This is a genomic window from Flavobacterium sp. HTF, from assembly GCF_003105115.1.
In the GTDB taxonomy this organism is placed as follows: Bacteria; Bacteroidota; Bacteroidia; order Flavobacteriales; family Flavobacteriaceae; genus Flavobacterium.
Genome location: NZ_QETH01000095.1, coordinates 1 through 15,151 on the forward strand (window position 1 = coordinate 1; position 15,151 = coordinate 15,151).

The window sequence follows — 15,151 nt, forward strand, 5'->3', positions numbered from 1 at the left end:
AATTGTCTTTTGTTTCTAATATTTCGGTTTTATCAGATATTAAATCATTCTCGAGGAGATTGTATTTTAAAACCCCTTCTTTTTCAAACTGAAAAGAATAATTTTCAAAATCCCCGGGCAGGGAAATGGCAGGATGAGCCCCTATAGAAAAAGGAATTTTACTGTCTCCTTTATTGATTACTTTATAAGCAATAGTCAGTTTCTTTTCTTCCAAAGTATAAATCAGCTGTAATTCAAAATCAAAAGGATATTTCTGAAGTGTTTCTGCATTTGACTGTAATGAGAAAACAGCACTATTTTCGCTTTTATCAATTAATTGAAATTCCATATCCCGCGCAAAACCGTGTCTTGACAATTGATATTCTTTTGCATTAATGGTATATGTATTGTTTTTTAAAGTACCCACAATAGGGAAAAGAACAGGTGAGTGTTTTCCCCAAAAAGAAGGATTGCCTTCCCAGATATATTCTTTGTTTTGATTGTCCTGTATTGAAAATAATTCAGCTCCTGCATGTTTGATAGAAGCTCTTAAACTTGAATTTGAGATTGTTGTATTCAAAATTTGTAAAATTGAAGTAAATAAAATTTTTATTGAATGTAAATATATTTTATAAATTTTATTTTTCTGAGAATTTACTGAAATTATTTTTTTGATAAAATTTTGCAAAAAATAAATATATACCTATTTTTTTCTCTGTAAATAGCTTTTTTTTTCATTAATTTGCTATATAAACAGCTAAAAAATATGAAAAAGCATTCTTCAAAAGCCTTATTGACCATGGCTTTCTTTGTTGGAATTTCTTCTGTTTGGGCGCAACAAGCGCCAGCTAAAACAGCAGGAAATCCAGTAAACAATTACGATTATCATGATGCATTTGCACCAAATTTTTACACTAAAAATGGTACCCCAACGCGTACTGCAAGCGGTCAGCCGGGTGTTGAATATTGGCAGAACAGAGCCGATTATCAATTAACAGTAAAACTAAATAATGCTACAAATGAACTTGTTGGTACAGACGAGATTACATATACAAACAACAGTCCTGATAAACTGTCATTTTTATGGCTGAATTTAGATCAGAATTTATTTAAAAGCGATTCAAGAGGAAATGCTGTTTTACCACTGGCAGGAAGCCGTAATGGAGCTCAGGGACAGATTTTTGATGGCGGAAACAAAATTAAATCGGTAAAAGTAATTTCAGGAGGAAAAACCAAAACAGAAACGGTTGCCAAATATATAATTACTGATACCAGAATGCAAATTTTCCTTCCACAGGAACTAGCTTCAAAAGGAGGATCTGTAAAAGTTAAAATTGAATTTTCATTCATTGCTCCTTTTGAAGGGTCTGACAGAATGGGAGTTTTAGAAACTAAAAACGGTAAAATTTTTACTATAGCACAATGGTACCCGCGTATGTGTGTGTATGATGATGTAAGAGGCTGGAATACTGCTCCTTATTTAGGAGCTTCTGAGTTTTATCTTGAATATGGTAATTTTGATGTAAAAATTACTGTTCCGGCAAATCATTATGTGGTTGGGTCAGGAGAATTATTAAATGGGGCAGAAGTACTGCCTGCAGAACAATTTAAACGTTACAAAGAAGCTTCACAAAGTGACAAAACGGTTATCATTCGTTCTGCTGCAGAAGTTGCAGCCACTGCAAATACTAATGCTACAGCAGAAAAAACATGGCATTATCAAATAAAAAATGCACGTGATTTTTCATGGGCATCATCGCCGGCTTTTATCTTAGACGGAGCAAAAATTAACCTTCCGAGTGGTAAAAAATCATTAGCATTATCAGCTTATCCGGTTGAAAGTGATGGCCAGGGAGCTTACGGACGTTCTACAGAATATGTAAAAGCATCAATTGAGCATTATTCAAAACAATGGTTTGAGTATCCTTATCCGGCAGCTACAAACGTAGCCGGAAATGAGGGTGGAATGGAATACCCGGGAATTGTTTTCTGTGGATGGAAATCTAAAGGACAGGATTTATGGGGAGTTACAGATCACGAATTCGGGCATATCTGGTTCCCGATGATCGTAGGTTCGAACGAACGCTTATTTGCCTGGATGGATGAAGGTTTTAATACCTTTATAAACTCATTGAGTACTGCTGCATTTAATAATGGAGAGTATAAAGAAGAACCAACAGATTTGCATCATGAGGCTGAGCCTTTTACACGTCCTGATCTGGAGACTATTATGAGCTCGCCTGATAACATGAAGGAAGGGAACATTGGTATGCTGTGCTACTTTAAGCCAAGTGCAGGTTTAGTAATTTTAAGAGAACAGGTTTTAGGAAAAGAACGTTTTGATATAGCTTTCAGGACTTATATCGAACGTTGGGCATACAAGCATCCAACACCGGATGATTTCTTCAGATCTATGGAAAATGTTGCAGGTGAAGATCTAAGCTGGTTCTGGAGAAGCTGGTATGTAAACAACTGGCGTTTTGATCAGGGTATAAATTCAATTAAATATGTGAAAAATGACCCTGCAAAAGGAGTTGTAATCAATATCGAAAATTTTGATAAAATGCCGATGCCGATTGTTGTTGATGTTAAAACAAAAAGCGGTAAAGTTTCAAGGGTAAATTTACCTGTAGAAATCTGGCAGAGAAACAAAACCTGGTCTTTCAAGCACGATTCGACTGAAGAAATAGAAAGTATTACTTTAGATCCTGATCACGTTTTCCCGGATAATAATGAATCAAACAATGTTTGGACGGCTGGAAAAGGTACAGTCGAAAAGGCTATTATTATAGATGGTTATTTGGGTAATTATGTTACTTCAGCATCTCCATTGACAATTAATCTGGTAGATAAGAATAGTGTTTTAACAGCTGAACTTCCAAATTATCCAAACTTTGCTTTGGATCCGGTTGTAAACGAAAAAGATACATTTGAATCATCCAGAGCCGGATTGAGATTCAAATTCAATGAAGCAAAAACTGGTTTCGATATGACAATTTTAGGAAATGGGAAAGTAATGCAGTTTACTAAAAAATAAAAATAAAAAATATAAAATATTCAAAGCCCGATAATTAGAGATAATTATCGGGCTTTGTTTTTGTGTATATTCACAAAACGCAAAAAAAATGTTAGAATTTTACTTTTTTAGTTTGTAAATAAAAAAATAGTGTACTTTTGCACCGATGAATAAAATAAGTTTACATATAACTTCTTTGTCACGGACAAACTCACCTGGTACTTCTCCCGAAGTACGGATACTATCTATCTAGTATTCACAGAGTTTTTCGCCGTATATTTATTCATACCCATTTTTCATTTTGAAATCACATAATTTGTCCTTTGGACAAACATATCCTGAAAGTATTTATTATTTTGTAAATTCCCTTAATCAAGTTTTTGATTTTGAGGGTATTACTTCTATTTTGCTTAATTTTATTGGATTCAATTCTGGATTTCAAACTAAACAAGACGCTTTAATTTTTAACCCTAAACTTCAATTATTGAAATGAAGATCTCTATTGTTGTTACTCAGGAAGAACACTTCAAATTCGCACAGGAAATATGCGATACGATAGAATCATCTGCCTTGTTAAGAGGTACGGGGATTGCTAAAAGAACTCCTGAATACATTCAGAAAAAAATGTCGAATGGTGATGCGATGATTGCTCTGGCAGACGGGAAATTTGCAGGTTTTTGTTATATCGAAAGCTGGCAGCACGGAAAATTCGTAGCACATTCGGGCTTAATTGTACATCCGGATTACAGAAGTTTGGGCCTGGCTAAAAAAATAAAATCAAAAGTTTTTGATTATTCATTACAGAGATTTCCTGATGCCAAAATATTTGGTATTACAACGGGTTTAGCTGTTATGAAAATTAACTCTGAACTGGGCTATAAACCTGTACCTTTCTCTGAACTTACAACCGATCCAAGCTTTTGGGCAGGCTGTAAAACGTGTACCAATTTCCCTATTTTACAGAGCAAAGAAAACAAAATGTGTCTTTGTACCGGAATGTTATACGATCCGAAAGAAAAACATAAAACACCACCAAGACATCCTTTTAACGAGGCTGTTTTAAACAGACTTAAGAAAATTAAACAAGCCTTGTTTTTAAACAAATTATTGTCATTTATTTTTTTATTTAAAATTTAATCAAAAGAAATCTCAAACTGCTAAATACGAAAGTATTGGCCAAAATTATAAAAAATGAAAAAAGTAGTATTAGCTTATAGCGGAGGATTAGATACCTCGTATTGTTTGAAATATTTAAAGAATGAAAAAGGATACGAAGTTCACACTGTACTTGTAGATACAGGAGGATTTGACGCAGAAGAATTATCAGCCATTGAAAAAAGAGCGTATGAATTAGGAAGCGCACAACACGCCAACCTTACAATCGTAGATAAATATTATGATAAAGCTATAAAATATTTGATTTTCGGAAACGTATTAAAAAATAATACATACCCATTATCGGTAAGTGCAGAACGTGTTTTCCAGGCTATTGAAGCTATAAAATATGCTAAAAAAGTAGGAGCAAGCGCCATTGCACACGGAAGTACAGGTGCCGGAAATGACCAGATACGTTTCGATTTGATTTTCCAGACCATTGCTCCGGAAATCGAAATCATTACACCAATCAGAGATTTAAAATTATCAAGACAAGAAGAAGTTGACTATTTGTCTAAAAACGGTGTTCACTACTCTTGGGAAAAAGCGCAATATTCTATCAATAAAGGACTTTGGGGAACAAGTGTGGGAGGAAAAGAAACATTAACTTCAAGCCAGCCATTGCCAGGTGACGCTTATCCGTCTCAATTGAAAAAAGAAGGAGAAGAAAAAGTTAGACTGCATTTTGAACAAGGAGAACTGGTTGGAATAAATGGCCAATTAGACAAACCGTCAAACAATATTGTGGCGTTGGAAAAACTGGCAAATGCTTTTGCAATTGGTAGAGATATTCACGTTGGAGATACTATTATCGGAATCAAAGGAAGAGTTGGTTTTGAAGCCGCTGCTCCGTTAATTATCATCAAAGCGCATCATTTATTGGAGAAACATACTCTTGGTAAATGGCAACAATACTGGAAAGAACAATTAGGAAACTGGTACGGAATGTTATTTCACGAAGGTCAGTTTTTAGATCCGGTTATGCGTAACATCGAAACCTTTTTGCAGGACACACAGAAAACTGTAAATGGTGTTGTAACCGTTTCGCTAAAACCATATCACTTTTCGCTTGACGGAATTGAATCGGATAACGATTTGATGAATACAGGTTTTGGTCAATACGGGGAAATGAACAATGCCTGGACGTCTGACGATGCAAAAGGATTTATTAAGATTTTAGGAAATGCCCAAAATATATTTTCATCTGTAAATCATTTAGATCATGATTAATGTCGGAATCATTGGTGGTTCGGGCTACACGGCCGGAGAACTTATCAGAATATTAATGTATCATCCCAATGTAAACATAGATTTTGTTTACAGTACCACAAATGCCGGAAAACCACTTTCTGTGGCGCACCATGATTTGATGGGTGATATCGAAATGAATTTTACTGATGAAATAAATCCTGATGTAAATGTTGTTTTCTTATGTTTAGGCCACGGAAAATCAATTTCATTTTTGAAAGAAAATCAATTCGCCAGTCACACTAAAATCATTGATTTAGGAAATGATTTCAGACTGAATAAAGACGCTCATTTTGAAGGAAAAGATTTTATTTACGGTTTGCCTGAATTGAATAAAGCGGACATTAAAAAAGCAAATTACATTGCAAATCCGGGTTGTTTTGCAACCGCTATTCAATTGGCTTTATTGCCTTTAGCTAAACATAATTTGCTGAATAATGATGTTCATATTAATGCTACAACCGGAAGTACCGGCGCAGGCGTTGGACTTTCAGAAACTTCTCATTTTAGCTGGAGAAACAATAATATGTCGCATTATAAAGCTTTTGAACATCAGCATTTAGGTGAAATTTCAGAAAGTTTAGTTCAGCTGCAGGATGATTTTGAAAGTGAATTGCTTTTTATACCAAACAGAGGTGATTTCCCAAGAGGAATTTTCGCGACGTTATATACACTTTCTGATGATAGTTTGGAACAATTGGTTGCGAAATACGAGGATTTCTATAAAAACGAACCTTTCGTAACCGTAACCACAACAAACATCAATATGAAACAGGTGGTGCAGACGAATAAATGTATTATAAGTTTATTGAAAAAAGGAAACCGGGTTCTCATAACATCAATTATAGATAACTTAACCAAAGGTGCTTCAGGACAAGCGATTCAAAACATGAATTTAATGTTCGGATTAGAAGAAACCACAGGTTTACATTTGAAACCAAGCGGATTTTAATTTTTAGTTTCAAGTTTAAAGTTTCAGGTTTCACGTTCTGTACGTGACTTGAAATAGAGACGAAGAAACATAACTAGTTTTAAGGTTTAAAGTTTTAGTTTTCACGTTCAGTGAGTAACTAGAAACATGAAACCTGAAACAAAATAAACAAAACAAAAAATGAACTTATTCAACGTTTACCCATTATATGACATAACTCCAGTAAAAGCAATTGATTGTACAATTATTGACGACAAAGGAGTAGAATATTTAGATTTATACAGCGGACATGGTGTGATCTCAATTGGGCACACACAGCCGGATTACGTAGCAAAATTGAAGAATCAATTAGATCATTTAGGATTTTATTCGAATGCGATTCAGAATCCTTTACAGGTGGAATTGGCTCAGAAATTAGGAAAACTTTCTGGTCTTGAAGATTACGAATTGTTTTTATGCAGTTCTGGTGCCGAAGCCAATGAAAATGCTTTGAAATTAGCTTCTTTCCATAACGGAAAATCAAGAGTGGTAGCTTTTGATAATTCTTTCCACGGAAGAACTTCTGCAGCCGTAGCGGTTACAGATAATAAAAAAATTGTTGCGCCGATTAACGCACAGCAAGAAGTTACTTTTTTACCTCTAAACCAAATCGAACTAGTTGAAGCTGAATTAGCTAAAGGAGATGTTTCTTCTGTAATTATCGAAGGAATTCAAGGCGTTGGAGGTTTAGACCAGGGAACAACCGAATTTTTTCAGGCTTTAGAAAAAGTTTGTAAAAAACAGGATGTTGTTTTAATTTTAGACGAAGTACAATCAGGATACGGAAGAAGCGGAAAATTCTTCGCATTCCAACACCACGGAATCAATGCTGATATTATTTCAGTAGCAAAAGGAATGGGTAACGGATTTCCGGTTGGAGCCATTTTAATCTCTCCAAAATTTGAAGCAAGTTTTGGATTATTAGGCACAACTTTCGGCGGAAGCCATTTATCTTGTGCAGCAGGAATTGCCGTTTTAGATGTAATTGAAAAACTGAATTTACAAAAGAACGTAAACGAAGTTTATGAATATTTCTTAGAAAAAATCAAACAAGTTGAGGGAATCAAACAAGTAAAAGGAAAAGGATTAATGCTCGGAGTGGAGTTTGATTTTGACGTAGCAGCTTTAAGAAAGAAATTAATTATCGAAAAACACATTTTTACAGGAAGCGCCAACAACAAAAATCTATTAAGAATTTTACCGCCTTTAACTGTTAAAAAAGCGGATATAGATACGTTTGTAAAAGCTTTAAAAGAAAGTTTAGAAGAGTTGAAGAACTAAATACACGATTATCCTAACAGGTTTCCAAAACCTGTTAGGTATCAATAAGTTTCAATAAAAAAGAAACAACCAAAAAACAACCAACTATAAATTATGAATCCATTATCAATTGAAAAACGAAATCTGGTTTTGCGGTCTATGGCAAAGCTGGTCGAGCAGGAGCGGAATGAGATAATCCTAACCAATCAGGAAGATCTTGCCGATTACGACGGCTCAGATTTAGCGATGGAAGAACGCCTGAAAGTAGATGATAAAAAAGTTGACGAAATGATTTTATCATTAAATCAATTGGCTTCTCAGGAAGATCCTGTTGGAGTAGAGCGTTTTCATTTTACACATGATAATGGAATTAAAGTAATTAACAAAACTGCTGCTTTCGGAACGATTTTAATTATTTACGAATCCCGCCCGGATGTTACTATTGAAGCAGGCGGAATCGCTTTTAAATCCGGAAATAAGATTTTATTAAAAGGAGGAAAAGAATCATTAAAATCAAATTTGAAAATCGTAAGCCTTTGGCACAAAGCTTTAGAAGAAAACGGGGTTTCAAAAGAATGGGTGGAATATCTGAATTATAACAGAACAGAAACTCAGGCCTTCTTAGAAAAACCAACTCAAAAAGTAGATTTAATAGTTCCAAGAGGTGGAGAAAAATTAATTGAGTTTGTAAAAGCGCATGCAACCTGTCCTGTAATCGTAAGCGGACGCGGAAACAATTTTGTTTACGTTCATGAAAAAGCAGATACTGATTTGGCTTTAAAAGTAATTTTAAATGCCAAAACTGCTAAAATATCGGCTTGTAATGCAGTTGATAAGGTTTTAATAGATTCAAAATTACCAAATTTTGAGGCTTTTACAGCCATGTTAATTGAAACACTGGACGAATCAAATGTTGAAATTATAGTCGATAAATCGTTGGAGGATTTCGAAAATACGAAAACACTTCAAAACGAAGATATTTGGTACGAAGAATTTCTGGATTATAAAATCGTAATCGGAACCATAGATTCTCAGGAAAAAGCCATCGAAATGATCAATAAATACTGCGGAGGACATTCGGCAGCTATTATTACAAGAGATAATGAAGTCGCACAGCAATTTATGGAATCAATAGATGCTGCGGCAGTTTACCAAAATGCCTCAACCCGTTTCACAGACGGCGGACAATTTGGCCTAGGCGGAGAATTAGCGATAAGCACCGATAAATTGCATCAGCGTGGTCCAATTGGTCTTCAACATCTCGTAACCAATAAATGGTACGTTTACGGAGAAGGACAAATCAGGTAATTGAGATAATTTGATAATTAGTCAATTAGATAATTAAATTCAATTGGAATAAAAAAAACTTAGTGCCTTAGCGCCTTCGTGGCAAAAACAAAAGACATGGCAAAAAAACGGATTTTATTAAAAATAGGAAGTAATACTTTAACCAAAGAAACCAATCATATTTCGCGGGGAAAGATTGAAGACCTCGGAATACAGATTGCGGCTTTAAACAACGAATATGAGTTTATCATAGTGAGTTCAGGAGCAATTGCGGCAGCGAAGCAATTTGTAAAACTGGATAATCAGGATAAGGATGTTTTTGTAAAGCAGGCTTTGGCTTCAATCGGACAGCCACATTTAATGCGGATTTACAATGAGAATTTTAAGGATTTAGGATTGAATACTTCACAGTGTTTACTTTCTTATTCTGATTTCGAAAAAGAGCAGACCAAAAAGAACATTGTAAATACCATTAATGTACTAGTTAAAAACAATTACATTCCGATTATCAATGAAAATGATACCGTTGCCACAGATGAAATTCGGTTTGGGGATAATGACAAATTAGCGGCGTTGACAGCAGTTCTTTTAAATGTTGATATTCTGATAATTGCCACCAATACAAACGGAATTTATACGAAAGAATCAATTCATGATGAAAATCCGGAAACGATCAAACTGGTAAATGATTTGAAAACGCTTGAAAAAGAAATCGGTGAATCAAAATCATCACACGGAACAGGAGGAATGCAATCCAAAATAGAAGCAGCCGCAATTGCTAAAGCAGGGAATATTGAAACCTGGATTGTAAATGGTTTAAATGATAATTTCATTTTAAAGGCATTAAAGGACGAAATTCCTTTTACAAAAATCGTTTAATAGAACGCGGATGAAACGGATTCGCTATCGCGAAGACGCTGATTAAAACGGATTTTATCTTTGTTTTAATTTTATGTAGTATATTTCATTCAAATTTATTTTTATGAAATTATTGCATCAAGAGCTGACTGAAGTCATTATTAAAACTTTTTACGAAGTGTATAATGAATTAGGATATGGATTTTTAGAAAGAGTTTATCAAATTTCCATGTATTTGGAATTAAAGAGCAAAGGTCTTAAAGTTGAATCGCAGAAAAAGATCACTGTGTATTGTAAAGGAATTAAAGTAGGTGAATATTATGCAGATTTGGTAGTGGAAGATTTAATTATTTTAGAATTAAAAGCAGCTGATTGTATTATAGAAGCCTTTGAGAATCAAATTTTGAATTATTTAAGAGGAACAAATTGTGAAGTAGGTTTGCTTTTAAATTTTGGAACAAAACCAGAGTTTAGACGAAAAATATTTGAAAATAACAGAAAAGTAAGAATATAAAAAGATCCGCGTCAATCAGCGTCTTCGCGATAGCGAATCAGTATAATCAGCGTATAATTTAGGTATTATAAAAAAACAGAAGAAAACAAATGAACTATATTTCAATAAAAGACATCAACTCATTATCAAAATGGGTAAAGAGTGCGATTAAAATCAAAAAGAATCCGCTTAAAAATCAAAGTTTAGGAAAGAATAAAACCTTAGGGATGTTATTTTTCAATCCAAGTTTAAGAACGCGTTTGAGTACACAAAAAGCGGCTTTAAATTTAGGAATGAACGTAATGGTAATGAATTTTACCAACGAAGGCTGGACTTTAGAATTTGAAGACGGAGCCGTTATGAATTCTGGTGCTTCCGAGCATATCAAAGAAGCTGCAGAAGTCGTTTCTCAATATTGTGATATTATCGCTATTCGTGCTTTTGCCGGGCTTGAAAACAAAGAAAAAGATTATGCTGAAACCGTTATTTCAGGATTTTTGAAATACGCAACAGTGCCAATTGTAAATATGGAAAGTGCCGTTCGTCATCCGATGCAGTCGTTGGCAGATGCGATTACAATGGAAGAACACAAAACAAAACACAAACCCAAAGTGGTACTTTCGTGGGCACCACATCCAAAAGCTTTGCCTCAGGCTGTAGCCAATTCTTTCGTAGAAATGATGCAAATGCAAAAAGATATGGATTTTGTAATCACACACCCGGAAGGTTACGAATTAAGTCCGGAAATCACAAAAGATTGTAAAATCGAATACGATCAAAACAAAGCTTTCGAAAATGCCGATTTCGTTTACGTAAAAAACTGGAGCAACTTCAACGATTACGGAAAAGTAACCAACAGTGATCCAAACTGGACCGTTACTGCCGAAAAAATGGCACTAACCAACAACGGAAAATTCATGCACTGTCTTCCGGTTCGTCGTAACGTAATTGTAAGCGACGAAGTTTTAGACGGAGAAAATTCAATCGTAATCGAACAAGCGAATAACAGAACGTATTCGGCACAATTAGTTTTACAGAAAATTCTTAAGAAGATATAAATTTAAGTTGCAAAGTTACAAAGGTTCAAAGGGACAGAGGTTTAAAAACCTTGCGAAAAACCTTTGCACCTTTGTACCTCTGAGCCTCTGAACCTTAAAGATAATGAACGTATCAGTAATAAAAATAGGTGGAAACATCATCGACAATCCCACAGAATTAGAACAATTCTTAACCGATTTTTCTAAAATCAAAGGCAATAAAGTTTTAGTTCACGGTGGTGGAAAATCGGCTACAAAGATGGCGCAAAGTATTGGTTTGGTTCCGCAAATGATTGACGGACGCCGAATTACAGATGCTCCAATGCTGGATGTTGTGGTCATGATTTATGCAGGACAAATCAACAAACATATTGTGGCACAATTGCAGGCAAAAGACAATAACGCGATTGGTTTTTCTGGAGCTGACGGAAATTTAATTCAGTCCACAAAAAGAAATCACCCCACAATAGATTATGGTTTTGTAGGCGATGTAAAACAAGTCAATACCAAATTACTGGCAACTTTATTGGAAGCTGGAGTTGTTCCTGTTTTCTGCGCGATTACACACGATAAAAATGGACAATTGTTAAACACCAATGCGGATACCATTGCAAGCGAATTGTCAATTGCATTATCTGAAGTTTTTGATGTGACGCTGACGTATTGTTTTGAAAAACAAGGCGTTTTGCAAGATTCAGAAGATGATTCATCTGTAATAACTGAAATCAACGAAGCATTATACAATAAACTAAAAGAACAAAAAGTAATCCATTCCGGAATGATTCCAAAACTGGATAACTGTTTCAATAGTTTATCAAGAGGGGTACAGAAAATCAAAATTGGGCATCATAAAATGCTTCAAAACCCAGATGTTCTGCACACCACAATTACGTTATAAAAATGATTGCCAAGAATTACACGAATTGACACTAATTTTTCTGTTAAAAGAGAAAATAATTTTAGAAGCATTCTAAAAAGTTTATTTTGATTTTAAATCTGTGACAAAAAGATAATTTGTGAAAATTTGTGCAATTAGTGGCAAAAAAACAGAACTGCGCAGTGCTTTTAAATATTAATTTAAGAAATTTGCGCAAATTAAAAATGTCGCATAATTATTTAGTTAAGAAAGTAAAAGCTTAAAAAAATTTAGCGACTTAGCGCCTTTGTGGCAAGAGCACAATAAAATGAAAAATATAGATACGCTTACCCAGGAAGCAATTAGTTTTTTAAAAAGTCTAATCGAAACCCCTTCATTTTCAAGTGAAGAAGACCAGACGGCACTTTTAATCGAAAACTGGTTCAATCAGAATGAAATTCCCTTTAACAGAGAAAATAATAATGTGTGGGCTTTCAACAAATATTTCGATGAAAATAAACCAACACTTTTACTAAACTCACATCACGATACTGTAAAACCTAATCAGGCTTACACCAACGATCCGTTTAAAGCGATCGAAAAAGACGGAAAATTATTTGGTTTGGGAAGTAATGACGCAGGAGGATGTCTGGTTTCATTATTGGCAACGTTTGTTCATTTTTACGAAAATCAAAATCTATCCCATAATATTGTAATTGTGGCTTCTGCCGAAGAAGAAAGCAGTGGGAAAAATGGTTTAAACAGTGTTTTGAAAAGTTTGCCAGAATTAGATTGCGCCATTGTTGGAGAACCCACTTTAATGCAATTAGCCGTTGCCGAAAAAGGTTTATTAGTTCTTGATGTAAAAGTAAAAGGAACCGCAAGCCACGCCGCACATCAAAACGATGATAATGCCTTATACAAATCAATTCCGGTAATGGAATGGTTTAAAAATTATAAATTCGATAAAATCTCAGACGTTTTAGGTCCTGTAAAAATGACCGTAACGCAGATTAATGCAGGAAAGCAGCATAATGTGGTACCGTCAGAATGTGATTTGGTTGTAGATATTCGGGTAACAGACCGATATACAAATACTGAAATTCTGGAAGTAGTAAAAGCAAATGTAAATGCCGAAGTAACACCAAGATCCATGCATTTAAACGCATCGTCTATTCCAGTTGCTCATGGTTTGGTTCAGGCCGGAATTGCTTTAGGAAGAACAACATATGGTTCGCCAACACTTTCAGATCAGTCGGTTTTAAGCTGTCAGTCTTTAAAATTAGGACCAGGAGAAACGTTACGTTCACATTCAGCAGACGAATTTATTTTTGTAAATGAAATTGAAGAAGGAGTCGATTTGTATATCAAAATACTAACCGATTTCTTTAAATTATAATTGTCATCCAGAGCGTAGTCGAAGGATTTAGGAGCTAATCCCGCTATCCGTTACAAACGAAGTTCACTGAACTCCGCTTGAAATAAAAATTAAGTGAAGTAATCTTTTGTCCCTCCCGAAACCTCGGGACCGGCACAAAAGGATTTCCACTACTATCGGGGCCAGGACACTAAGGAACTTAGAAACATTAAATAAAAAAGAAACTTTGTGAATCTCTGAGAACCTTTGAGTATCTCTGTGAAACAAAAAACATACATCTTATGAAACTTTGGGAAAAAGGAATACCAACAGATAAACAAATCGAGCAATTCACCGTTGGAAACGACCGTGAACTCGATTTAGTTTTAGCAAAATACGATGCTTTAGGTTCAATCGCGCATGCCAAAATGCTGGGACAAATTGGTTTATTAACTCAGGAAGAAACAACTTCTTTGGTTGAAGCCCTAAACGAAATCATCGCTGATATCGTAGTTGGAAATTTCGAAATCGAAGACAGTTTCGAAGACGTGCATTCTAAAATCGAATATCTTTTAACTGTAAAACTTGGCGATGCGGGAAAAAAAATCCACACCGCGCGTTCTCGTAACGATCAGGTTTTAGTAGACGTTCATTTGTATTTAAAAGACGAATTAAAAGCAATAAAAGAACAGGTAAAAACTTTGTTTGACTTGTTAATGGAATCGGCAGAAAAACATCAAAACGTTTTATTGCCAGGTTATACGCATTTGCAAATCGCCATGCCTTCGTCATTCGGAATGTGGTTTTCTGCTTATGCTGAAAGTTTAATCGATGATATTACAATGCTGAACGCAGCTTCAAAAATTGTAGATCAGAATCCGTTAGGTTCTGCTGCAGGTTACGGAAGTTCATTTCCAATCAACAGAACTTTTACAACGAAGGAGTTAGGTTTCGAAACCTTAAAATATAATGCTGTTGCGGCGCAAATGAGCCGAGGAAAAGCGGAGAAAACCGTTGCTTTTGCCATGACAAGCGTGGCGGGAACGTTATCAAAATTTGCCATGGATGTTTGTTTGTATATGAGCCAGAATTTCGATTTTATTGGTTTGCCAGCGCATCTTACAACTGGTTCTAGTATTATGCCTCATAAAAAGAATCCGGATGTTTTCGAATTAATAAGAGGAAAATGCAACAAGATTCAGGCACTTCCATACGAAATCACATTAATTACCAATAATCTTCCAAGCGGTTATCACAGAGATTTACAGCTTTTAAAAGAAGGATTATTTCCTGCAATTCAAACTTTGAAATCTTGTCTGGATATTGCGATTTTCTCTGTAAAAGATATTACGGTAAAAGACAATATTTTAAAAGATAAAAAATACGATTACTTGTTTACTGTAGATACTTTAAATGAAATGGTTGTAGAAGGAATGCCATTTAGAGATGCATACAAAGCCGTTGCTGAGCAATTAGAAGCAGGAACGTACCAATCTCCAAAAGAAACAAAACATACGCACGAAGGAAGCATCAATAATTTGTGTTTAGATAATATCAAAGAGAAAATGAAAGCCGCTTTTTAATTTCATTTTAAAAAATTAAAAACCGATTTGTATAAATTACAGATCGGTTTTT

13 protein-coding genes are annotated in these 15,151 nt (G+C 34.8%); 12 read left to right on the forward strand and 1 reads right to left on the reverse strand.

The features are described from left to right. Positions 1–559, reverse strand: a 559-nt coding sequence (locus DCO46_RS19270) for an aldose 1-epimerase family protein (protein ID WP_116754126.1), incomplete at its 3' end; no start/stop codon positions are given. A gap of 186 nt (positions 560–745) precedes the next feature. Here DCO46_RS19270 and DCO46_RS19275 point away from each other — a divergent pair. The 12 genes from DCO46_RS19275 (at position 746) to argH (ending at position 15,099) form a co-directional block, all read left to right on the forward strand. Then, positions 746–3,016 carry a M1 family metallopeptidase gene (locus DCO46_RS19275; RefSeq protein ID WP_116754115.1) on the forward strand — a complete coding sequence of 757 codons (2,271 nt, stop codon included), beginning with the start codon at positions 746–748 and terminating at the stop codon, positions 3,014–3,016. Positions 3,017–3,484: 468 nt separating this feature from the next. Further along, entirely contained in the window at positions 3,485–4,132 is a 648-nt protein-coding gene (locus DCO46_RS19280) for a GNAT family N-acetyltransferase (RefSeq protein ID WP_116754116.1), read from the forward strand. A gap of 54 nt (positions 4,133–4,186) precedes the next feature. Next, positions 4,187–5,380: an argininosuccinate synthase gene (locus DCO46_RS19285; protein ID WP_116754117.1), complete on the forward strand. Its 1,194-nt coding sequence runs from the start codon at positions 4,187–4,189 to the stop codon at positions 5,378–5,380. Then, the gene (argC, locus tag DCO46_RS19290) at positions 5,373–6,350 is read left to right on the forward strand and encodes an N-acetyl-gamma-glutamyl-phosphate reductase (protein ID WP_116754118.1); all 978 of its coding nucleotides are present in this window, start codon (positions 5,373–5,375) and stop codon (positions 6,348–6,350) included. The genes DCO46_RS19285 and argC overlap by 8 nt, the downstream gene beginning before the upstream one ends. 159 nt (positions 6,351–6,509) lie before the next feature. Continuing rightward, positions 6,510–7,649: an aspartate aminotransferase family protein gene (locus DCO46_RS19295; protein ID WP_116754119.1), complete on the forward strand. Its 1,140-nt coding sequence runs from the start codon at positions 6,510–6,512 to the stop codon at positions 7,647–7,649. Between the two features lie 93 nt (positions 7,650–7,742). Then, positions 7,743–8,936, forward strand: a complete 1,194-nt coding sequence (locus DCO46_RS19300) for a glutamate-5-semialdehyde dehydrogenase (protein ID WP_116754120.1) — start codon at positions 7,743–7,745, stop codon at positions 8,934–8,936. 96 nt (positions 8,937–9,032) lie between these two features. Beyond that, positions 9,033–9,794 carry a glutamate 5-kinase gene (gene proB, locus DCO46_RS19305; RefSeq protein ID WP_116754127.1) on the forward strand — a complete coding sequence of 254 codons (762 nt, stop codon included), beginning with the start codon at positions 9,033–9,035 and terminating at the stop codon, positions 9,792–9,794. A 103-nt stretch (positions 9,795–9,897) separates the two neighbouring features. Continuing rightward, entirely contained in the window at positions 9,898–10,287 is a 390-nt protein-coding gene (locus tag DCO46_RS19310; RefSeq protein ID WP_116754121.1) for a GxxExxY protein, read from the forward strand. 89 nt (positions 10,288–10,376) lie between these two features. Further along, entirely contained in the window at positions 10,377–11,324 is a 948-nt protein-coding gene (locus tag DCO46_RS19315) for an N-acetylornithine carbamoyltransferase (RefSeq protein WP_116754122.1), read from the forward strand. Between the two features lie 103 nt (positions 11,325–11,427). Beyond that, positions 11,428–12,201: an acetylglutamate kinase gene (gene argB / locus DCO46_RS19320; RefSeq protein WP_116754123.1), complete on the forward strand. Its 774-nt coding sequence runs from the start codon at positions 11,428–11,430 to the stop codon at positions 12,199–12,201. Positions 12,202–12,487: 286 nt separating this feature from the next. Continuing rightward, the gene (locus DCO46_RS19325) at positions 12,488–13,558 is read left to right on the forward strand and encodes a M20 family metallo-hydrolase (RefSeq protein WP_116754124.1); all 1,071 of its coding nucleotides are present in this window, start codon (positions 12,488–12,490) and stop codon (positions 13,556–13,558) included. Positions 13,559–13,818: 260 nt separating this feature from the next. Then, a complete protein-coding gene (argH, locus tag DCO46_RS19330; RefSeq protein WP_116754125.1) occupies positions 13,819–15,099 on the forward strand; it encodes an argininosuccinate lyase in 1,281 nt (426 codons plus the stop codon). The last annotated feature ends 52 nt before the right edge of the window (positions 15,100–15,151 follow it).